Source organism: Larkinella rosea, assembly GCF_003858635.1.
Classification (GTDB): Bacteria; Bacteroidota; Bacteroidia; order Cytophagales; family Spirosomataceae; genus Larkinella; species Larkinella rosea.
This window is the reverse complement of sequence record NZ_RQJO01000008.1, coordinates 1,385,492-1,405,575: the sequence shown is the minus strand read 5'-3', so window position 1 is coordinate 1,405,575 and position 20,084 is coordinate 1,385,492. Positions and strand designations below refer to the sequence as shown.

General features: G+C 51.6%; 17 protein-coding genes. 5 read left to right on the top strand and 12 right to left on the bottom strand.

Going from position 1 to position 20,084, the window contains the following annotated elements; all coding sequences use genetic code 11:
• Positions 1–23: 23 nt before the first annotated feature.
• From EHT25_RS14520 to EHT25_RS14480, 9 genes are all read right to left on the bottom strand, one after another.
• Complete coding sequence (locus EHT25_RS14520; protein ID WP_124875641.1) at positions 24–1,142, bottom strand: mannonate dehydratase; 1,119 nt, start codon at positions 1,140–1,142, stop codon at positions 24–26.
• 51 nt (positions 1,143–1,193) lie between these two features.
• Entirely contained in the window at positions 1,194–2,051 is an 858-nt protein-coding gene (locus tag EHT25_RS14515) for a 2-hydroxy-3-oxopropionate reductase (protein ID WP_124875639.1), read from the bottom strand.
• Between the two features lie 174 nt (positions 2,052–2,225).
• Positions 2,226–3,659, bottom strand: a complete 1,434-nt coding sequence (locus EHT25_RS14510; protein ID WP_124875637.1) for a GntP family permease — start codon at positions 3,657–3,659, stop codon at positions 2,226–2,228.
• A gap of 141 nt (positions 3,660–3,800) precedes the next feature.
• Positions 3,801–4,565 carry an HpcH/HpaI aldolase family protein gene (locus EHT25_RS14505; protein ID WP_124875635.1) on the bottom strand — a complete coding sequence of 255 codons (765 nt, stop codon included), beginning with the start codon at positions 4,563–4,565 and terminating at the stop codon, positions 3,801–3,803.
• Positions 4,562–5,506 carry an amidohydrolase family protein gene (locus EHT25_RS14500; protein WP_124875633.1) on the bottom strand — a complete coding sequence of 315 codons (945 nt, stop codon included), beginning with the start codon at positions 5,504–5,506 and terminating at the stop codon, positions 4,562–4,564. The genes EHT25_RS14505 and EHT25_RS14500 overlap by 4 nt, the downstream gene beginning before the upstream one ends.
• Positions 5,507–5,536: 30 nt before the next feature.
• Entirely contained in the window at positions 5,537–7,054 is a 1,518-nt protein-coding gene (locus EHT25_RS14495; protein WP_124875631.1) for a SusD/RagB family nutrient-binding outer membrane lipoprotein, read from the bottom strand.
• A 114-nt stretch (positions 7,055–7,168) separates the two neighbouring features.
• Entirely contained in the window at positions 7,169–10,675 is a 3,507-nt protein-coding gene (locus EHT25_RS14490; RefSeq protein WP_124875629.1) for a SusC/RagA family TonB-linked outer membrane protein, read from the bottom strand.
• A 133-nt stretch (positions 10,676–10,808) separates the two neighbouring features.
• Entirely contained in the window at positions 10,809–11,912 is a 1,104-nt protein-coding gene (locus tag EHT25_RS14485) for a FecR family protein (RefSeq protein WP_124875627.1), read from the bottom strand.
• A 72-nt stretch (positions 11,913–11,984) separates the two neighbouring features.
• Positions 11,985–12,611 carry an RNA polymerase sigma factor gene (locus EHT25_RS14480; protein ID WP_124875625.1) on the bottom strand — a complete coding sequence of 209 codons (627 nt, stop codon included), beginning with the start codon at positions 12,609–12,611 and terminating at the stop codon, positions 11,985–11,987.
• Positions 12,612–12,900: 289 nt separating this feature from the next.
• Here EHT25_RS14480 and EHT25_RS14475 point away from each other — a divergent pair, with 289 nt between their 5' ends.
• Positions 12,901–13,245 (top strand): hypothetical protein, encoded by a 345-nt coding sequence (locus tag EHT25_RS14475; protein ID WP_124875623.1) that lies wholly within the window; start codon positions 12,901–12,903, stop codon positions 13,243–13,245.
• A gap of 99 nt (positions 13,246–13,344) precedes the next feature.
• On the opposite strand, the gene EHT25_RS14470 is transcribed toward EHT25_RS14475, so the two are convergent.
• The 3 genes from EHT25_RS14470 to EHT25_RS14460 form a co-directional block, all read right to left on the bottom strand.
• Complete coding sequence (locus tag EHT25_RS14470) at positions 13,345–13,686, bottom strand: hypothetical protein (RefSeq protein ID WP_124875621.1); 342 nt, start codon at positions 13,684–13,686, stop codon at positions 13,345–13,347.
• A 243-nt stretch (positions 13,687–13,929) separates the two neighbouring features.
• Entirely contained in the window at positions 13,930–14,934 is a 1,005-nt protein-coding gene (locus tag EHT25_RS14465; RefSeq protein WP_124875619.1) for a c-type cytochrome, read from the bottom strand.
• A gap of 269 nt (positions 14,935–15,203) precedes the next feature.
• Positions 15,204–16,565 (bottom strand): FAD-dependent oxidoreductase, encoded by a 1,362-nt coding sequence (locus EHT25_RS14460; RefSeq protein WP_124875617.1) that lies wholly within the window; start codon positions 16,563–16,565, stop codon positions 15,204–15,206.
• A 353-nt stretch (positions 16,566–16,918) separates the two neighbouring features.
• Here EHT25_RS14460 and EHT25_RS14455 point away from each other — a divergent pair, with 353 nt between their 5' ends.
• The 4 genes from EHT25_RS14455 (at position 16,919) to EHT25_RS14440 (ending at position 19,983) form a co-directional block, all read left to right on the top strand.
• On the top strand, positions 16,919–17,797 hold the full coding sequence (locus EHT25_RS14455; protein WP_124875615.1) for an AraC family transcriptional regulator: 879 nt from the start codon (positions 16,919–16,921) through the stop codon (positions 17,795–17,797).
• A 77-nt stretch (positions 17,798–17,874) separates the two neighbouring features.
• Entirely contained in the window at positions 17,875–18,093 is a 219-nt protein-coding gene (locus EHT25_RS14450; RefSeq protein ID WP_124875613.1) for a putative antibiotic biosynthesis monooxygenase, read from the top strand.
• 460 nt (positions 18,094–18,553) lie between these two features.
• Positions 18,554–19,234, top strand: coding sequence for a porin family protein (locus EHT25_RS14445; RefSeq protein WP_262707829.1), 681 nt, complete (start codon positions 18,554–18,556; stop codon positions 19,232–19,234).
• 158 nt (positions 19,235–19,392) lie between these two features.
• Positions 19,393–19,983, top strand: a complete 591-nt coding sequence (locus EHT25_RS14440; protein ID WP_124875609.1) for a short chain dehydrogenase — start codon at positions 19,393–19,395, stop codon at positions 19,981–19,983.
• Positions 19,984–20,084: the final 101 nt, after the last annotated feature.

The window sequence follows — 20,084 nt, the reverse complement described above, 5'->3', positions numbered from 1 at the left end:
TCAGGATTCTGTTGTCTGATTAATCAACTTTTCACTTCGTCAGAAACCGCCTGCAACAGCGCTTTGATGTAACCGTACGCAAACGAAAACGCCTGCGGTGTGCTGGCCGGATCGTGGTGGTGCGGCACGTGGTCGGGCATGACCATCCCGGAAAAACCGACATCCCGGAGGGCGCGGACAACGTGCAGGAAATTCATGTCGCCGTTGTCGGGATAGACTTCCTGAAAGTTGTTCCAGCCGCCTTTTATGTTCCGCAAATGAACGTTAAAAATCTGATTTCGCTCACCGACCCACTTAATAATCGGCATAATTTCGGTTTTCGGATCTTTCAAGCCTTCCGCAATCGAACCGATGCAAAAGTTAAAACCGTGGTATTCAGAATCATATAATTTCGCAAACCGCTGAATGCCTTTAAACACATCCGGGCTGTTCCAGCGCGTAATGCCCCGGTAGCCAACCGGCGTCGGCGGATCGGCGATGTGGTTGGCCATCTTGACTTTGTACTCTTTTGCCACCGGTAGAATCCGGTCCAGCAGGTACGTAATGCGCTCGAACATTTGCTCGATGGTAACATCCCCGGCAACGGTTTTAGGATGGTTCTGTTTCAGCGCTTCTTCATAATTCCAGACACTGTAATCGGCGTTGCCGCGTTTCGGATCAGTATACCGCCCGGTGCGCAAAACCGGCAGAATCGTTGTATTGTAATTCAGGACTTTAATACCGGTTTTTCCGGCGACCTGAATCATTTGCTGCAGAATTTCAATTTCGCGATCCCGCTCCGGGCTTTTTCCCAGCATGATGTTCGGATACTCCACCTTGTCGATTCCGGCCGAGGTCAGCGGGAAGTGGTAAGCGTCGAGGCTGATGCCGTATTTCTCGCAGGCTTCCCGCTTTTTCATCGAATCGTCGAGGTCCCAGCCTTTGCCCGGGATGGTTTTGGGCGCTCCGCCGTCGAGGTTAAAAACCCCGTGACGGGCCTTGAATTCCAGATTTTCGACGGTGGTGCCACCCGACTGACAGCCCACTTTCATCAGCACTTTTTTGGGAGCGGCTTTGATTTCCGCCCGCGCGTTTTCGGAACTAAAAGCAGCCGCACCGACGGAGCCCGTCGCGATGGCTTTGATAAAACTTTTCCGTTTCATAGTCGTAAGGATTTAGGTTTCAGGGTATGATTCCCCGGTTTTTCTTAGAAATTATTCCAATTCCTGAATGATCGCACTGTGGTCCAGTTCGCCGTTTCCGGCCGCGATGGCGGCTTTCATCTGTTCGGCAACGAGCGCCGTGGCTTTCAGCGGAACCGAAAATTCGTCACCAGATTGCAGGGCGATGCCCAGGTCTTTTTTGTGCAGTTTGATTTTGAAACCGGGCGCAAAATTTCGCTCAATCATCCGTTTGCCGTGCAAATCCAGAATACGGCTCTGGGCAAAACCGCCCAGCAACACCTCCCGCATTTTTTCCAGATCGACGCCCGCGTTTTTCGCCAGCGTAAAGGCTTCGGCCACCGCCTGAATCGTGATGCCGACAATCATCTGGTTGCAGGCTTTGGTGGTTTGTCCCGCACCCGGTTCGCCGATCCGAACGATGTTTTTCCCCATCGCCTGAAAAACCGGTAGCGCCCGTTCAAAAGCCGCTTCTCTCCCGCCCACCATGATCGACAGCGAGGCCGAAACCGCCCCCACCTGTCCGCCCGAAACCGGCGCGTCCAGCGCTTCCACGCCCTTTGCCTGCATCATCTGGTGAATGTTCCGGGCAACAGAAGGAGAGATCGTCGACATATCGATGAACAACGCCCCCGATTGAATACCCTCCAGTACGCCATCCGGACCGGAAACGACCTGTTCCACATCCGGCGAATCCGGCAACATCGTAATGACCATGTCACTGTGTTGCGCCAGGGCTTTGCCCGTCGGAAATGTGTTCGCACCCGCTTCCACCAGTTCGTCAGCCGCGCCACTTTTTCCCAAAATGGATACCGAAAAACCGGCCCTGATCAAATTTAACGCCATGGGTTTCCCCATGATCCCCAATCCAATAAATCCTATTTTTTGCATAATTTAAAGGGTTTTCGGTATACAGTTTACGGTTTTCGGTGGGCCGACGCAGACGTACCCACGGACTAAAGTCCGTGTAATCCTCAGCGTTCCCAACTTAACTCAGTGGACAGTAATTCACGGACTAAAGTCCGTGGGTACGTCTGCGTCAGAAACTATAAACTCTAAACTTTTTTAAATTAACGGAAACAACTGCGCGCCGATCATGATGATGACGAGGCCGGTCAGGCCCATGACGACGAGCAGGGGCGAAATGGTTTTGAGCGCTTCCTGCTCGGTTAAGTTGCTGAGTTTACAGATGATCCAGAAACCGGCGTCGTTCATCCACGGCACGAGTTTGGAACCGCAGCCGATGGCCAGTCCCAAATAAACCGGATGAAATTCCAGGTTCGCGTTACTCGCCATACCGGACAAAATCCCCGACGCCGTGATCAGGGCTACGGTGGCCGAACCCTGCGCGGTGCGGACGACGGCGGCAATCAGGAACGCGAGCGGAATCAGCGCCATCTGGTAATCTTTGGTCATGTCGGCAATCCGCGTGCTGATGCCGGTTTGCTGCAACATCCCGCCGAACGCGCCCCCGGCCGCCGTGATCAGGATGATGCCGCCCCCGCTCATCAATGCCGCCTGAACGAAAGGCGTCAAACCTTCCTTGCCACTTTTCTTGTGGGCGGCCAGAATCAGCAAAGCCGCAATTCCGCCGGTGACGACGGCAATGTTTTTGTCCCCAAAAAACTTCACCACCTTCAAAACCGCCGATTGGGTCAGTGGATCTCCGGGCGTGGCCATCGTACTCAGCACGGTATCGGCGCAAATAAAGACCAGCGGAATCAACAATGGCAGTAACGACACGCCCAAACCGGGCAGGTGAACGTCTTCTTTGGCCGCAATCAATTTGATGTCTTCCAGTTTGGCATCCAGCGAATCCCGCAACGGAATCGGCCACTTCCGGTTGGCCCAGAGCGCAAAGAAATACCCGGCCGTGATCGTAAAAAGCCCCACGATGGTACCGGCAATCATCATCAGTCCAATCGGAATGTGCATTTCGCCAATCAGGAACAGTGGTCCCGGCGCGGGCGGAACCAGCGAGTTCGCCATCGCGGCCCCAGCCATGATACACAAAACGAGCAACAGGTAATTTTTGCCGATCCGCAGGGTCATGGCCTTGGCGAGCGGCATCATCAGAAAAAGAACGGTGTCAAAAAAAACCGGTATCCCGATAAAAAAACTACTGACCAGGAAGGCGATGGGTGCTTTGCCGATGCCCGTCAGTTTCAACATGGAACGAATGATTCGTTCGGCGGCTCCGCTTTCCAGCATGCACTTGCCGATGATGGCGGCCATGGCAATCAGGATGCCGATTTTGCTGCAGGTGTTGCCAAACTCGGTAGCGATGCGTTCGCCGATGCCTTTTTTGGCCAGGGCCTGCGCAGCCGCCGGAGCGGTTCCCTTCGCCAGCGCAAACTGCTCGATGGCCGACGCGGGGGTCATCAGGGCAACAACGAAAGCGCCGAGCAGCAGCGCGAGGAATGGATGTAATTTTAATCCGATGATGCCACCGACAACGATACATACACCAACGGCCAGAATGAGAAGCGGATCAGACATTAAGAGTTTTCGGTTTAGGATTTAAGGGGGTTGTTTCGCGGAGTTGAGCGGAGTTTGCAGAGTTAAGCGGAGGAAAAAGAAATTTCATAAAAACTCTGCTTAACTCTTCTTTTCTCTGCTTAACTCCGCGACATAATTCATTCATTTTCGGAATGCATCCAGCTTTTTCGCCAGATTGCGGGCACCGTCGGCGACGAAGGTGGCATCGGCACCGCAGGCAATGAGCCGGATGCCGAGGTCGTGGTAGCGTTTGTAATCGTCGGGATTGAAAAAGAGAATACCGGTGGATTTTCCGGCTTTCTGGGCGGCATTGACGGTTTCCTGCAACGCTTCCTTAAACCGCGGGTGGTCGAACTGTCCGAAAATCCCGAGTTCCATCGACAGGTCGGCAGGGCCGATGAACAACACATCGACGCCATCCATGGCCGCCACTTCATCCAGGTGATCCAGCACTTCGACGGTTTCGATCTGGACCACGCCGAGAATCGTTTCCTGAGCCTCTTCGTAATACTGCTGGAAGTTCTGCGCAAAACCGGTCGCGCGCACCATCTTGGCGACTCCCCGGCCGCCGTGGGGTGGGTAATGCAACCCGTGGACCACCTTTTTTGCCTCTTCGGGATTATGAACTTTCGGACACATAATGCCTTCCGCGCCCATGTCCAGCACCCGGTGAATGCGCTGACTTTCGGAGCTTTCCACGCGGACAATCACGCCCGCAGCCGTGTTTTCCAGCGCCTGCAATTGATACAGCACGTCTTTTTCGGAACCCGCTCCGTGTTCGAGATCGATCAGCACCCAGTCGAAACCGGAGTGCCCCACAATTTCGGCCGTTAACGAGCTCCCCAGATTTAACCAACACCCATTCAGGGTCTCACCTTGTTTCAGTCTTTTTTTCAGGTTTTTCATACAATCCAGTTCAGCAATTTGCGGAGATTTCCGCCTTTCACGTTGGCCCGGTCGGCTTCGGAATAATTGGCCATGTGTTTGTCGACGATCGCGGGCGAACCACCACCCCAGACCATTCGATTGGCACCAAACTCCCTGATGATCCGGCGCGTAAACGGAATGGCACTTTCATAATACGGATTATCTTTGGCAAAATAATCAAGTCCGGAGAGTTTCATATACACATTCGGAAACCGGGCCAGTTCGAGCACGTCCGCATACTCCGCTCCGGTTCCCATCTGCGGTTCGGCCAGGTGATCGATCAGAACTTTACAACCCGGAAATGCCGCAATGGCCTGACCCGCCTGCCGGGCGTAGTTTGGCCCGATGTGCAGCTCGATCACCAGATTCAGGTCGACAGCCTGCTTCCACAACGCGCGCACCCCCGAATCGGCAAACGTGTCGAGATACGTTTCTTTTCCCCGATGCGCGTGAAACCGGGTCGACACAATGTGCGGTTCCTGCCGGACCAGCGCGGCCAGTTTTCGGGGCGCATCGGTGTCTTTCGGAAAGAATAAACTGGTACCTCTCAATCGTTTCGGTTCCCGCCGGAGACAGTCGAGCATCAGCCTGTGATCGTCGCCATACGGTTCGGGATGCACAATCACCGCCCGGTCTATTTTCTCGTCATCCAGCCGTTTCAAATAGACAGCGAGCTGATCGACAGGCTGTTTGGCAACATCCGGTTTATAGGCGGCTTGGGGATGAAACGGAAACCGCCCCACATCCGGACTAAAAATATGGGCATTCCACTCAATCGTTACCTCTGCCGGTTTTTGGGTTGACTCGCCATCGGATTGCTTTTTCGGCGTATGAAATACCCCGAAACCGACGTTGGCCATTCCAACACCTACAAACGTAGAAAGGATTTCACGCCGGGTCGGCAATCGGGAGTTTTTCATCGCAGAATCAGGGGTTGAGCGGGACGGTTTTTATTTTTTATCCCACCAGATCCGGGTATCCAGCAAGTTGGCACCCTGCCGGCTTATGGCCTGTTGCACATTGGCTTTATTGACGTTCAATTCGGCATCAGTGTACGTCAGCCGACGGATAAAATCTTCAGTTTTCAGGTCTTTACCGGGATACGGATTGGGTTTCAAAACCGGAAAACCGCTCCGCCGGAAATTGGCCCAGGCTTCGGGCCCGACCAGAAACGAGGCCACCCAATACTGCGTGTTGATCTGCTCCAGTTCTTTCCCGGCCGCCAGCGGATTGGCGTCCACATACGCCGTAATGGCGCTTTCTGCCACGGCGGTGCTGCTGCCGTAGCTGGCCAGTTGCTGCATGTGGGCTTTGATGCCGTTGGCATAAAGCGTGGCGGCATTGCCCGTCGTCCACTTCCGGAAAACCGCTTCGGCCAGCAGCAACTGGGTTTGGGCGTAGGTGACCAGAAAACTCGGGGCGGTCAGGGCAGCCATTCGGGTTTTGTCGAGCTGACTGTAATCCCACAAACTGGCTAATTTACTAGCGGTTACGGCCGCGCTGATCGTCGTATTGTCGTAGCCTTGCGGGGCACCAATCTGCACGGCAGCCGTCCGGTTAGCCCGCGATTCAACCTGCTGCGCCCCGCTGGTGGCGCCCACATACCGAACCGCAATGGACGTCAGACGCGGGTCATTATTCTTTTGCAAAAAGCTCACAAACTCTTCATCCAGGTAAAAGAATGCCGACTGTCCGCCGTTCAACTGGCTACCGACCGGGTTCGTAAAACTGGCCGTATGGCGGATAATCGCATTGTCGGCGTTGGACTGCATGACACCACCCGCTACCGCTTTCGCCACATATTCGGCGGCTTTGGTCGGGTTTACTTTGGAAAGCCGCATGGCCGCCCGCAGCAGAATCGAATACCCCAGCCGCTTCCATTTCACCACATCGCCGTCGTACAATACATCACTGGCCACTTTCGCCTTGGCCGCATCCAGTCCCGCCGAAGCGGCATCCAGTTCGGTCAGAATATCGGTATAAATCGATTCCTGCGTGTCGTAAACCGGTTTTACGATGCCTTCCAGGTAGCTCTTCCCGGCCTGCGTATAGGGCACATCGCCGTAAGAATCCGAGACAATCATGAAGGCATAAGCGCGCCAGATTCGCGTCATATTGTACAAATTAGAGCGGGCGGCATTGTCTTTCGTTTGGGCGATGACATCGGTCAATTCCCGGATGATGTTGCCGTAATAGGTCGTCCAGTTACCGTTTGAAACTGTCCGGTTGTCCTGGTTGAAGTTGGCCGCCGATCCCTGCCCGCTGAACGGCGTGATCATCTGCTTGACGATGGTGGTTTCGTAGCTCAGGTTGCCGTAGCCGGGCGCACTGGCAACGATGGCCGTATTGAGCTGAAAAGCCGGGTCCACCGACGTCAGAGCGATCGGGTTGATGTTCATCTCGTCAAATCCCTTGTCGCAGGAGGTGAAGAAAAGGGTTAGGAATAGGGCAATATGTATCTTTTTCATCTTTAGAAGAGTGTTTCGTTTCGCGGAGTTGAGCGGAGTTTAAAGAGTTAAGCGGAGTTATTTTTTCTCTGTTTAACTCTTTAAACTCCGCTTAACTCCGCGAAATAACTTTTACTAAAACTTGACATTCAGGTTAAAACCAATGCTTCGCGTGATGGGCAGACCGGTGGCTTCGAGACCGACGAGGTTATCCGACGGAAAACCGAACTGCTCGGGGTGGATATTCGGCACCCATTTCTTGATAACTGCCACGTTGTTCGCGACGGCATTCAACCGCAATCCCTTGATAAATTTGGCACCCGTCGGAATGAATTTGGTGAAGTCGTAGCCGATTGAAATCTGCCGCAACTGCCACAAACCGGCGTTGTAAACAAACTGCTCGGCAATGTTCTGCGAACGAACGGTTTCGTAAAATGCCTGCACGCCCGATTGCGTTTTGTTGACTTCGCCGTTCGGATTGACGCCGTCGCCAATGACATAGCCCTGCTCCCGGCCCACCAGCGTCTCCTTGCTCAAACCGTGCCGCCAGGCGTTGTGGTTGGTACCGGAAATCATCTTATGACCCAGTTTGAAATCGATCAGGAACGAGAGGTTGACGCCTTTGTAATTGAAGCTGTTGGTAATACCGCCCACCCATTTGGGAATCGCGCTCCCGAAACTGATTTGCGTCGCCGTGCGCAACGGCCGGCCGTTTCCGGCGTCGAACACCTGCCGACCCTGCGCATCCCGCAGGTACCCGAAACCGAACAACTGACCCATCGGCAAACCAACGACCTGACGGAGTTCGCCACTGAAATCGCCGGTTCCGACGGTGATCATGTTGTCGCTGACGCTCGAACCGAGATCCAGCACTTTCGTGACGTTGTAGGATGCGTTGAAAATGGCGTTCCAGGTAAAATTCGTCCGTTTAACCGGATTTAGCGTCACCATCATTTCCAGCCCTTTGTTACTGCTTTTTCCCACGTTGATCAACTGGGTTTGATAACCGCCCGCGTCGGACGTCTGGGCGCGCAGAATCTGATCGGACGACAGCTTGTCGTAATACGTCAAATCCAGCCCGACGTTGTTATTGAACAGTTTCAACTCCAGACCAATCTCTTTTTCGGAAACCCGCATCGGGCGCAGGTTGGCATTTGGAACCGTTGTTCCGCTGATGCTCGCCAACGGCTGGGCGGTTCCGCTGGGGCCCGGAAACTGCTGGGAATTAATGCCGTAGAACAAATTATTGGCGTAGGGCGACACATCCGTATCACTGCCCACTTCGGCGTAGGCCGCCCGGATTTTGCCGAATGTCAGCCAGGTTGGCAGCGAGTTGGCAAAGGCTTGCGAAAAGACAAAACTGGCGGTGAGCGATGGATACAGAATGCTGCGGTTGGCGGGCGACAGGGTTGAAAACCAGTCGTTTCGGGCCGTTCCGTTCAGGAATAAATAGTCTTTGAATGAAACTTCCGCCGACGCATACAGCGAATTTACCTGCCGTTCCGACAAATCATAAATGGCGTCACGCTGCCGTCCGTTGCCAATTGTATACAAGCCACGGGTGTAGAAATCCTGCACCAGCACGTTGTGACGGCTGATTTTCCGGTACATCTGGTTGCCCCCCAAATTCACATTCACGCCAAACACGCCGAAGGTTTTGTTGGCATTCAGCAGGAAATCGGCGTTCAACTCGCGAACCGTGCGGACATCCTGCACATACTGTCCGTTGACAAAACCGGCGGGGGCTGCGGGCTGGCGCTGCGTGCCGGTCGGCAGGTTGTATTCCTGTTCGCGGGCGTAGAAGTCCTGACCGATCCGGGCCTGCAAAAACAGCCAGTTCGTGAAATTGTATTTTGCCGTCAGGTTCCCGAAAACCCGGTCGGTGTTGATGTTTTCAAAGCGTTTCAGCGCAAAATACGGGTTGGTCCGGTTTGTAAACCGCGACCAGACGGTTTCGTTGCCGTTCGCATCTGTCGCGTATTTTTCCAGAATATCCAGCGGCATGGAGTTTGCCATGCTGAAAATAATTACCGGGCTGAAATCCTGCTCGGCAATGTTGGGCGGATTCTTCCGAAACTCTTTGGAATAGTTGATATTACCCGACACCGTCAGCTTTTTCGCCAGCGTCTGCGTGAAGCCCAGGTTGATGTTTTTCCGGTTGTAGCTCGAACCGGGATAAATGTTCTTGTTGTCCAGATTGGCAATGGACAGGCTAAAACCGCCATTTTCACCACCGGACGACAGCGTCAGCGTGTTGGTCCAGGTGCCGCCGGTCCGGTAGAAATCCGTGATCTGATGCCGTTGCGGTTCGTACGGAACGGTGACGTTATCAAACAAGACCTGCGTCATGCCGGGCTGGAATTTTTCGCCAAAACTCCACTGGCCGGAGGTCGGGAACGGCGTGGTAGGACGGACGCCGTTTTCTCCCTGACCGTATTCGTACTGATAATCCGTGTAATCCAATGGCGTGTCGGACGTAAAATTGGTGTTGTATTCCAGGTTGATGCCGCTGCCGGTTCCGCGGGTTTTGGTCGTGATCATGATGACGCCGTCTTTCGCCCGCGAGCCATAAAGTGCCGAGGCAGCCGCTCCTTTCAAAACCGTCATGGTTTCGATGTTATCCGGGTTGATGCTGCTTAAACCGTCCCCGCTATCGGAGGTCCGGTTGCTGCCCCGGTCCGACACGTCTCCCCGCGCGCCGTAGTTCGTGTTGTCGATCGGTACGCCGTTAACGACGATCAGCGGGGAGTTGTTGCCGCCAAACGACGACTGCCCGCGAATCCGGATTTTACTGGTTCCGGCAGGTCCCGCTCCGAGGGGAGTGATGTTAACGCCCGCCATTTTTCCCTGCAAAGCGTTCATAAAATTGGCCGTGCGGTTGATGGTCATTTCTTCCGAACCGACCGTTGCCGTCGCGTAACCCAGACTTTTAGCCTGTTTTTTAATCCCTAATGCGGTTACCACCACTTCGTTCAGGGCTTTGCTTTCCGGCGTCAGCGAGATTTGCAGATTGGTCTGATTCCCGACGGTCAATTCCTTGCTTTCGTAACCGACATAACTGAAAACCAGCACCGTCGAAGCCGCGTCCGCATCCGGCACATCCAACTGAAACGCGCCACTGGCGTTGGTCGTCGTTCCCCGCGATGAACCTTTGATGAGGATGGTAACACCCGGAAGCCCCAGATTTTTCTCGTCGGTCACTTTGCCGGACAGCATCCGTTTGGGTGCCAGCGTTGCGGCTTTTTCAATAAGATCGACAAAACCGGTCTCGTAGGCGGAGGTCGTACTGGCCGACAAAACTACCTTCCGGCCGACCAGTTCGTAGTTGACCGGCAGCGGTTTGAAGTATTTCACCAGCACCTCTTCCAGCGTCGAGTTCGTGGCCTGAATGCTCATTTTCTGCCGCTTCTCGATCACCTGCGAACTGTAGACGAACTGCACATCTGTCGCTTTTTCAATATCCGCCAATACCCTTTTTATGTCCTGGTTATCAGCATGTAACGTAAGGCGTCGGCTCAGGTATTCCTGAGCGTTACTCGGATGGGCAAACGACACGCCCACCAGCGATAACATAACCAAACTTTGTGTTAATGAAAACCGCATAAGCTTCAACCAGAGTTGTCCGGCAAGGTGTTTTTTCATAGTTTTGTTAAGGTTGACTAGTTCTGTTTTCGGAACGCTTTTCCCTGAGCGGTTACTTTGGCGAGCGACACTCAGTGAATCGACCAGTTGGCAGTGGCTTCGTCACTGCCAATTCTTTTTTAGGGTTTAGGATTTATCGGTATCCCTTTCGGCTGATGACAATTTGACCATCTGTGATTTCGTAACTCGCCGACGATGCCTTGCAGAGCAAATCCAGCTTTTCGTAGAGCGACTCGCTCGACAGAATGGCGGTGATTTTACTGGTGGCAAACGTCTGTTCGTCGAACTGGATCGGAATTCCGTAGCTCTTTTCCAGCTCCCGCAGAATCACGGGCAAGGGCACTTCATCATAGACAAAAGGAATTTCTTTGGCTCGTTTCTCAATCGGCAGCGGTTTTGCCACCAGCGTCTTGGTCAGGTTTCCGTCGCTTTTTTCAAAAATGGCGGCCTGATTAGCATTCAGAATCAGCCCATTAACTTCTTTGTTATCCGGAACCTGGGCCGGTTTTTTCTTATACACCGACACTTTGCCGGAAATGACCTGTACCGTCATTTTCTGATCGCGGTCGAAAGCTTTCACGACAAACCGGGTGCCGAGAACCTGCGTAATCATCTCGCCGGTATAGACCATAAACGGCTGGTGCTGGTGCCTCACCGAAAAGCTGCCTTCGCCCTGCAAATACACGATCCGGGCGTTTCCGGAAAACTGCGACGGATACCGCAGGCGGCTTTTGGGGCTCAGCAACACTTCCGAACTGTCGTTGAGTACTACCCGCAGTAAATGCTGGGTATCGTTGGTGGTTTCGACCAGTTGACTAACCGGATTATCGGACAGCTTAGTTGCCGTTGGTTCCAGTTTATTCGTAGTAAAATACCAGCCAAAACCCATTACAACCACGAAAACGGCGGCAACGGCCAGGACCCAACGGAAGGTATAAACAGGCGACTGTTCATCCTGAAAAACCGCTACTCCAGGCTGACGGTTTGGTATATACGCACTGGCATTTTCAATGAATACTTCCGTTTCTTTCCGGATTTCCGCTTCGCTGAGTCGTTCGGGAGCCACGTTGGCCGCCCGAATAAATTGCTCGGCCTGTTGAAAAGCCTCCCGTTTATCGGGATACTTCTGAAGAAACGATCGCCAGAACGATTCCCGATTCCCACGACCCTGCACCCAGTCCTGAAAATCCTCGTCCTGAATAAAGTCCTCCACTTTATAGGTATGGTAGTTTTTCATAGTTTTTCCGGTATTCGGTTTACGGTTTTCAGTTTACGGCGCGGTTCCCCGCGCGTGCTATTCGTGCGACAGCTAGCACACGCCAGCTACCGTAAACTGAAAACCGTAAACCGTAAACTGAATAAGAAGTGCCAGGCAGCTCACCGGCCAGTTTTTCCGCAGGCTGATCAGGGATTTCTGGAGCAGGTTGTAAACGGACTGGCGACCCAGGTGCATGACATCCGCGATTTGCTCGAAACTCAGGTTCTGGTAAAACCGCAGGTAAATCAGCTCTTTCTGACGTTCGGGTAAATGACTGATTCCGTGTTCCAGTTTGCGGATTTGGTATACTTCGTTCTCCTCCTCGATCAACTGGACATCGGCGGCAAATTCGACCGAAAAAGCATATTCTTCCGAGAGTGTCGACTGGTGGGTGGTGTGTTTTCTGGAAAGCTCGCGCAGGATACGGGATTTGAGTACGACGAGCAAATACGCCCGCACGTTTTCGACTGATCGAACGGTTTTCTGGTGTTTCCAGAGGTTTAAAAAAAGCTCCTGAATGCAGTCTTTCACAAATTCCCGGTCGGCCTGCAGGCGCATTCCCCAGTGAAAGAGATCGGCGTAATAACTCTGCATGATTTTAGCGAGGGCATACATGTCGCCCGCCCGGTATTCCTGCCACAATTGTTGTGCTTCTTCCGAAGGTAGCCGTTTACTCATAGTTACAGATGCTATAGTAACAAGAGCGGTTTTTAATCCAATCTTAACCTTCGTTTTAAGATTATTTTTTTAAAAAATGAAAAGATACTTAGGTGGGATAAAAGAAATAAGACCAGAGAATAGAGACCGGACCGACCGTATTTGTCTTTATTCTCTGGTCTTACTTCTTTACTCTCTTTCAAAACTTCACGAAACCATAACCTCAACCAGTGACCGGAATCCGGGGATTTACCGCAATTTCGCCCCGTGATAGCTGAACCGAAAAACATCTCTTAACTCCTTCATTACTATGGCTACTCCTGATTTTTCCGCCTTGCCAACCGCCGACGATCTGGTTTACCGGCTGGATGATTTTCGCACGACCATCAAGAACGCCATCGTAAAAGTGGTGACAGAATTGGGCGAGGACGCCGATGCTTCCGAATTCGACCTGCGGTTTTTGCCGCTGACGCTGAACGAATCCGATCTGGAACTTACGTCCCTGACGCTGAATGATGACGAAAGCGATCCGCTGACCATTCGTTTTGGTGATGATCTGGATGTCGAATTGGACGAACTTTCGACCGATGATCTGGTCAGCCTGTACCAGGTTGTCAGCGACGCAGCGACCGAAAACACGGGCGACGAAGACTAAAACCCGCTATTTCCTTCCTCAATACTTCATATACCAGGATAACAGGCTTACAGGCCCAGGCACCTTTGTCGGGGTTTTGTATGTCGGGTAAGCCGTTTGCTATACCGCGCCGGAGACGTAAAAATTAAGGGACTTCAGCACCAGTGTCGTTTCGCGAAATTGCTCTTCAAACAGGTCCTGAAGCTCGTGAACGTACTGAATATACCGACGGCTTTTGGTACACAGCCAGCAATTCATGCCGGCCACCAGCCGGGCATTTTCCAGACTCCAGAAGTTCGTGGATTTATCGGGTTGAAATCCGAAGGCCAGCAACCACGGTTTGGTCAGTTTGATTGGCTGGGGAATATCCGGCGATTGAAGCCCTTTCAGGAGGGCTGCCGTTAGCAAAACCGGTTCTTTCTGAACGACGTAATACCGGTTGGGTTTGGGAGTAACGCTCATTGTGCAGGTGAGTCTTGTGATTACCCCCACTACGTACCTGTTGTCCGAATATTGTTTTTGAAACCCGAATTGAGCCAGAACTCTTAGCTACCGGGAATTTTCAAGTGGTTACAATATGTGAACGTACTTCACTCCTGCGAAAATCAGAACTTCGATAAACCCCTGGCAATATGACCGGAATTCTCCGGTTCTCCGTCTGGAAAATGAAAACCAGGAGACCCACCGAGGAGTGGGTCTTTGGGTTTAACGGGCGGCTACTTCTTTTCCTTTTGGCGTGAATAAAGTCACCGTATTTTTTACAGGAGCTACGGTTTTTAAGTACGAAAAAATCGCTCCCAAATCCTGCTCACTCATGCCGGCATACATCCGCCAGGGCATGACGGTGTTAAATTCGTCGTGTTGAAGGGAAATCGGATGTTTAAAGTCATCTTTTTCGGCCGCTTTGAAACGCGCGATAAAAGCCTCCTTGGTCCATTTGCCAATCCCGGTTTCCGAATCGGGGGTCAGGTTGGCCGAGCGAACCACGCCCGGCGGCATGGCAAACGGCCGTCCACCAGCCATTGACATGCCCGGCAGGGGTTGGCCTTTGTCATCGACCGGCGTATGGCATTCTCCGCAACCGGCAAACGTCAGCACGTACTTTCCGTAAGCCACCGAATCCGCCGGTTCGGGGCGTTTGCTTCCGGCGGTTTTGGCGGGTATCGTGTTGATGATCAGATTCATCGGAAAGTCGGACTCCGAGCTTGGAATGGACGGGTTTTCGATCGGTTTCAGCGTCCGGACGTAGGCAATAACCGCTTTAATATCTTCCGGATCCACTTGTCCGTAATTCAGATACGGCATCACCGGGAACAACGCGTGGCCGTCTTTGCTCACCCCGGTTGTGACGGCGCGGTAAATTTCGCCGTCGCTCCAGTCGCTCAGGTGGGTTGGCGTCAGGTTTTTAGCGTAATAGTTTCCCGGAAAGCCGATGTCGTGGGTAAAGGGTTCGCCCCCTTTTCCTTCCGTCCCCGGCACAATTGGCCCGGCAATGCGGCTCCAATCCCGTTGCGAATGGCAGTCGATACAAACGGCAACGTGGTTGGCCAGGTATCCGCCCCGGGCAATTTGGGCGGAGTCGGCCTGCACGGTTAATTCGGGGGCCGGGCCCACCTGGGGCAGCGCGAGTTTGACGTAGCCAATGCCACCAACGACCAGCAACACAACAACTCCGAGAACGATGGCCAGGATGCGCAATACTTTTTTCATGCTAAAATTGAATAAAAGAGTAGGTAATCGTTAGGTGTACGGGCGGGTACCGGGCGGGATTGCCGGTTCGGCACAGACGCCGGGGCAATCGGAAACCGGCAGGAAAAATAACGGATCATAGAAAGGGCAGGTTTAGCGAAAACACTTGCCTGCAAACCTAGGAGAAGAAAAACCGCCCGACGATAACGCTTGTTCCAAATACGATAACATCTGTTCCAAAGGCCCCCAATAGCCCCAAAATCAGCCGGGAAATAGCATTCCAGCGGGGTTTATTTCAATTTACCGAAAAGATCGTTCAGTCCTTCACTCATGGAAGGGTGGGTGTAAATGGTATCCCGCAAAACCGTATACGCGAACCGGGCGCGCATGGCCAGCTGAACCAGATTGATCAATTCACTGGAGTTAGCACAAAAAAGGGTACACCCCAGAATTTGATTCGTATCCGCATCAACCACACATTTTAACAACCCGGCGGTTTCTTTTAAAACCTGGGCGCGCGTGATCGAAGCGGCCGGTAAGGTGGCTACTTGGGTGCGATAGCCTTTCGTCTGTGCTTCGTGTTCGCGCAGTCCGACATGGGAGAAAGGAGGGCTGATGAATAAGCTAAACGCCACCTGACCACGATCGAGCAGGGTATGCCGGTCAAGGTTGGAGAATTGACTCCGGATGATCCGAAAATCATCCAGTGAAATGTACGTAAACTGGGGGCCACCATTTACATCGCCCATCGCCCAGATGTGCGGCACATTGGTCTGAAGGAGCTCGTTGACCTTGATATAGCCCTTTGCATCCTGCTCCACGCCAGCCGCCGAAAGGTTCAATCCTTCGGTATAGGGTTGCCGACCGGTTGCTACCAGAATGGCAGAAGCCTGAATTTGCTGTTGTTCTTTTTCGGGCGTGTGATAAACAACCGTGTCCTGACCGGTGTGGCCCGGAATAATTTCGTCCACGCTTGCTCCTTGCTCAATCCGAATGCCCTGAGCCAGTAGAACGGACCGGACCGCATCAGCCATGTCCCGATCTTCATGGGGCAAAAACCGGGTGGATCGATCCAGAATGGTAACCGTGGCACCATATTGGGCGTACATTCCGGCAAATTCCAGCGCGATGTATCCTCCGCCGATAATGACCAGTTCGTTAGGAAGTTGAGTTTCCTGAATGAGGGTTGTGCTGGTAAAAACCCGTTGACTTTGCCCGATACCCGGAATCGCCGGAATAAGGGGGCTGGCACCGGTATTGATAAAAATCCGCTCAGCTTCGATCCGGATCTCTTCTGCCGTATCCGCCAGCCGAACGGAAACCTGGTGCGGAGATACGAAAGCGGCTTTCCCCGTAATAACCGTCGCGTTGGGCGACTGATCAACCAGATTAAAATTCCGTTGCCGGAGGGCCGCAATCAGTTGATCCTTTTCGCCAATCGACTCCGGATAGGGAACGCCCATTTCGGCATTATGAATCAGGAATTTGGTCGGGATGCAGGCAATGTTGATACAGGTACCTCCATACATCAGCGGAGACTGCTCCACCAAAGCAACGGTCCAGCCTTGATTGGCCAGGTAAGCCGCCAGTGTTTTGCCTCCTTTGCCGAAGCCAATGATCAGGGCATCGTACGAACTATGGATTGATTTCATCGAGTAAGAAACAGGGCTATAGCAGTCATTCGTTCTGATCGGTTTGACGCCGTATGCTTTGATCATCCGATCCATCGTCTAAAGGTAAATGTATTGAGGATACGAATCGCATAAAATCGAACTCATGGAAACCATCTTGACTGAATACAAGTCTTGCCTGTACGTATACATCGAGAAACCGGGAGAACGTCGCTACGGCTATTGCCACATGTGAAACGGAGAAAGCCCGGGGGCACAAAATCTTGGTGAATTATTGAAATTTCGTAAAAGGAGTATTGCAATTTTTCCTTTCTTTATGGATAAGAAGCTATCTATTTTGATGTCAGCAAGTTAGAACCTTATTTAAGGCAATAATGAAGGCCATTCCGATCAGACATATTACGACTTCCCATCAGCAGCAAAGCTATACGGGTCGGTTTAGCATTCGGGATATTCAATCGGTCCTTAACGGAGCGGATTTAGTACACGACCTGCACAAACACGATTTCTATTTCTTTCTGGCCTTAGAAAAAGGGCAGGGTTTCCATGAAATTGACTTTGTCCGATACGCTATTGCTCAGCATGCCCTGTTCATTCTTCGTCCCGGTCAGGTCCACCAACTTCAGCTGACCGCCGATGCTTCGGGGTATTTAGTGGAATTCGACCCGTCGTTTTATCAGCCCAAAAGCAGCTTTACCGAACAGAAGTGGAAGAAAGTCACGAACAAAAACGTTTGTGAAGTTGACGAAAACCGCTTCAAAAAACTGTTTTTCTTCCTGTCGGCTATTTTCAATGAGTTTACCGCCCAGGAAGATGGCTATATGGAAGCCATAAAAGCGACCCTCGACCTGTTTGTCATTGAGTTAGCCAGGCAAAGCCAGCATCCAGCACGAATTTCGGCCGGCGTAAACACCTACACCCAGGAACGCTACGAGGAGTTGCTCCGGCTGTTAGAAACCAACATCACCCAAATCAAGCGTGTTTCCCAGTATGCCGCGCTGCTCAACCTTTCGGTTTTCCAATTGAATGCCATCACCAGAGCAACCGTTGGCAAAACAACGGCCGACTTAATCACCGAGCAGATCACGCTGGAGGCAAAGCGGTATTTGCTGGCAACGCCCAACCAAATTAAAGACATTGCCTGGCACCTGGGCTACGAGGATCCGTCTTACTTCATCCGGTTTTTTAAGAAGCACACGGGCTATTCTCCCGACGCTTTCCGGAAGAACTTCAAAGAAGTACCATCCAACTAAAAAATCGTCCTATCTCCCCCTTTGCTTTCCGATCTACTTTTGCTGGCGATTCGATCATCGTTCCAAAAGCATAGATCATGAAAGCAAAAACAAAGTTTGTAGCCGCCCTGAAAATCTGGGTTGTCATTTACCCGTCCATCACCCTTTTCCTGTCGCTTTTTGGCGAAGGACTGTCGGAGTTGCCTCTGTATCAACGAACCTTTATTCTGACGATTACGCTCGTTCCCTGGATGCTATTTGTGGGAGTTCCCGTGGTGGAATTTCTCATTCGAAAAGTAGCTGAAAAAGGGCAGTAAGCACGGGCAATTACCCAAAAGAAAAAACCATAAGTAGTTAGTCGTTTTCAGTTTATTGTTTACAAACCACTTTATCCTGTGTTAAATCAGCATAGTGAACCGAAAGTTAAAACGTCAACTCACATTATTCGAGTATTTTAATTGAAATAAGTGCTAGTAAAGTAAAGCATTGTCCTATCAAACCGCTGTCAACAGGTACTACTTTTACGCAAGTGGTTGACAAATCTTACAACTCTTACCGAAGCATTCCCAACTCATACCATCTAAAAAAATGAAGCGAACAAAAAAACCTTCCGCTCAGGAAGTCAGGACGAGTATTACCCTTACAATCAGAAGGAAAGACAAAATTAACGTCTTTATTGTCAGAGGTTTCAGCATCCAATACACCACAAGGAGCAATTAATGCGCATTCAAATTTTCATTTAATCAACCATTCAAATAATCAATAAAACAGATAGACATGTACGCTCACATCAAATCAAGCATCTCTTTTTTAACGGCCACGGCACTGTTTATGGCCATTTCAACTGCGACCTTCGCTCAGGAAAACCGTTTTAGCATTTCATTCAATTCCCTAACCACAAACTTCAATTATGGAAGCTTAAATAAGGAATTAAAATCACACAAAAAAGACTTTAAAGGATTGCAGATCGGCGCATCCTATCAGGCCGCCATTAACCCTCATTTTTCGCTCGTACCGGAGCTTTATTTCGCCATGAAAGGGGGAATATTGAAAGAAAATAATGGGCTCACCAACAACCGGTCAACCATTCGGCTTTATTCGGTGGAGATGCCCGTCCTGGCGCGTTTACACCTCCACCGGTTTTATCTCAATGCCGGTCCCTATGCGGCTTATACGCTGGGAGGCCGCTTAAAATTGGAGGGTACTGAAGAGACGCCAGGCTCATCCACGAAGCTTTCATTTGGCACGTCTCCGGGTGAGTTTAAACGGTGGGATGCCGGTGTTCAGGCGGGTGTTGGTTACAACTTTAAAGTCAAGAGCACTCACCTTACGCTCGATGCCCGTTACGGCTATGGATTCGTTACCATTTCCAACGATGTAAAACGGTATAACCGCCTGCTCGCTATTAGCCTGGTCGTTTCAAAACGACCCCGGAATCAGACCGAAAAGAAAGGATAACGGTTTTAATTTCACTGGGAAAAATAACTACAGCTGGGAAAACCGCCCCATCAACTCGTCAAATACAACCCATTTCCTGCATTGACGATGCAGGACCGATGCATCCAAATCGGCAATCCGTCTCCTTTTAATTCAGAATACTTCATACATACAACACCATGAAAATAATTATCGTAGGAGCTTCCGGCACGATGGGAAGCTACCTCTCCAATGCCTTTGAAAAAGAGCATGAAGTCATCGGAATTGGCCGTCGCAGTGCCATTCAGGTGGATCTTACATCGCCAGCGTCCATCGAAGACATGTACCAGAAAGTCGGGGCCTTCGACGCTCTGATCTGTACGGCAGGTCCCACGTACGTTGGTCCCTGGAAAAACCTGACCGCGAAGGAATTTCGGAATGGGTTGGAAGGCAAGATGATGGGGCAAATCAATTTAGTGCTCATTGGCCAGCATTACATCAATCCCAAAGGATCGTTCACCCTCATCACGGGAGCCGTAACCCACGAACCCCAAAAGAACTTTGCCAACGCTTCGGCGGCCAATGCAGCGGTGGAAGGGTTTGTTCGGGCGGCTGCCATTGAGTTGGAAAAGGGCATTCGTATTAATGCCGTGAGTCCCACCGTGATTGAAAATTCGCCACACTATTTCCCGTTTTTCCCGGGGGAAATACCCACTACCATGAAACAACTGGAATACGGATTCCGGAAAAGTGTGTTTGGGGCTAATACCGGGCAAGTGATCCGACCTTGATGAACCATTCCCCTATTCAATCCTTCCTTTTAAGCAGAAAAGTTGTGCAACAGCCTCCCTAAGTTGTTGCACAGCCCCAATTGAGAACGAATCCGCCGGTT

What these genes read in the sequence shown, in the direction of transcription:
- EHT25_RS14520 (WP_124875641.1), bottom strand. Translation starts at nt 1,142, where the DNA reads ATGAAACGGAAAAGTTTTATCAAAGCCATCGCGACGGGCTCCGTCGGT.
- EHT25_RS14515 (WP_124875639.1), bottom strand. Translation starts at nt 2,051, where the DNA reads ATGCAAAAAATAGGATTTATTGGATTGGGGATCATGGGGAAACCCATG.
- EHT25_RS14510 (WP_124875637.1), bottom strand. Translation starts at nt 3,659, where the DNA reads ATGTCTGATCCGCTTCTCATTCTGGCCGTTGGTGTATGTATCGTTGTC.
- EHT25_RS14505 (WP_124875635.1), bottom strand. Translation starts at nt 4,565, where the DNA reads ATGAAAAACCTGAAAAAAAGACTGAAACAAGGTGAGACCCTGAATGGG.
- EHT25_RS14500 (WP_124875633.1), bottom strand. Translation starts at nt 5,506, where the DNA reads ATGAAAAACTCCCGATTGCCGACCCGGCGTGAAATCCTTTCTACGTTT.
- EHT25_RS14495 (WP_124875631.1), bottom strand. Translation starts at nt 7,054, where the DNA reads ATGAAAAAGATACATATTGCCCTATTCCTAACCCTTTTCTTCACCTCC.
- EHT25_RS14490 (WP_124875629.1), bottom strand. Translation starts at nt 10,675, where the DNA reads ATGAAAAAACACCTTGCCGGACAACTCTGGTTGAAGCTTATGCGGTTT.
- EHT25_RS14485 (WP_124875627.1), bottom strand. Translation starts at nt 11,912, where the DNA reads ATGAAAAACTACCATACCTATAAAGTGGAGGACTTTATTCAGGACGAG.
- EHT25_RS14480 (WP_124875625.1), bottom strand. Translation starts at nt 12,611, where the DNA reads ATGAGTAAACGGCTACCTTCGGAAGAAGCACAACAATTGTGGCAGGAA.
- EHT25_RS14475 (WP_124875623.1), top strand. Translation starts at nt 12,901, where the DNA reads ATGGCTACTCCTGATTTTTCCGCCTTGCCAACCGCCGACGATCTGGTT.
- EHT25_RS14470 (WP_124875621.1), bottom strand. Translation starts at nt 13,686, where the DNA reads ATGAGCGTTACTCCCAAACCCAACCGGTATTACGTCGTTCAGAAAGAA.
- EHT25_RS14465 (WP_124875619.1), bottom strand. Translation starts at nt 14,934, where the DNA reads ATGAAAAAAGTATTGCGCATCCTGGCCATCGTTCTCGGAGTTGTTGTG.
- EHT25_RS14460 (WP_124875617.1), bottom strand. Translation starts at nt 16,565, where the DNA reads ATGAAATCAATCCATAGTTCGTACGATGCCCTGATCATTGGCTTCGGC.
- EHT25_RS14455 (WP_124875615.1), top strand. Translation starts at nt 16,919, where the DNA reads ATGAAGGCCATTCCGATCAGACATATTACGACTTCCCATCAGCAGCAA.
- EHT25_RS14450 (WP_124875613.1), top strand. Translation starts at nt 17,875, where the DNA reads ATGAAAGCAAAAACAAAGTTTGTAGCCGCCCTGAAAATCTGGGTTGTC.
- EHT25_RS14445 (WP_262707829.1), top strand. Translation starts at nt 18,554, where the DNA reads ATGTACGCTCACATCAAATCAAGCATCTCTTTTTTAACGGCCACGGCA.
- EHT25_RS14440 (WP_124875609.1), top strand. Translation starts at nt 19,393, where the DNA reads ATGAAAATAATTATCGTAGGAGCTTCCGGCACGATGGGAAGCTACCTC.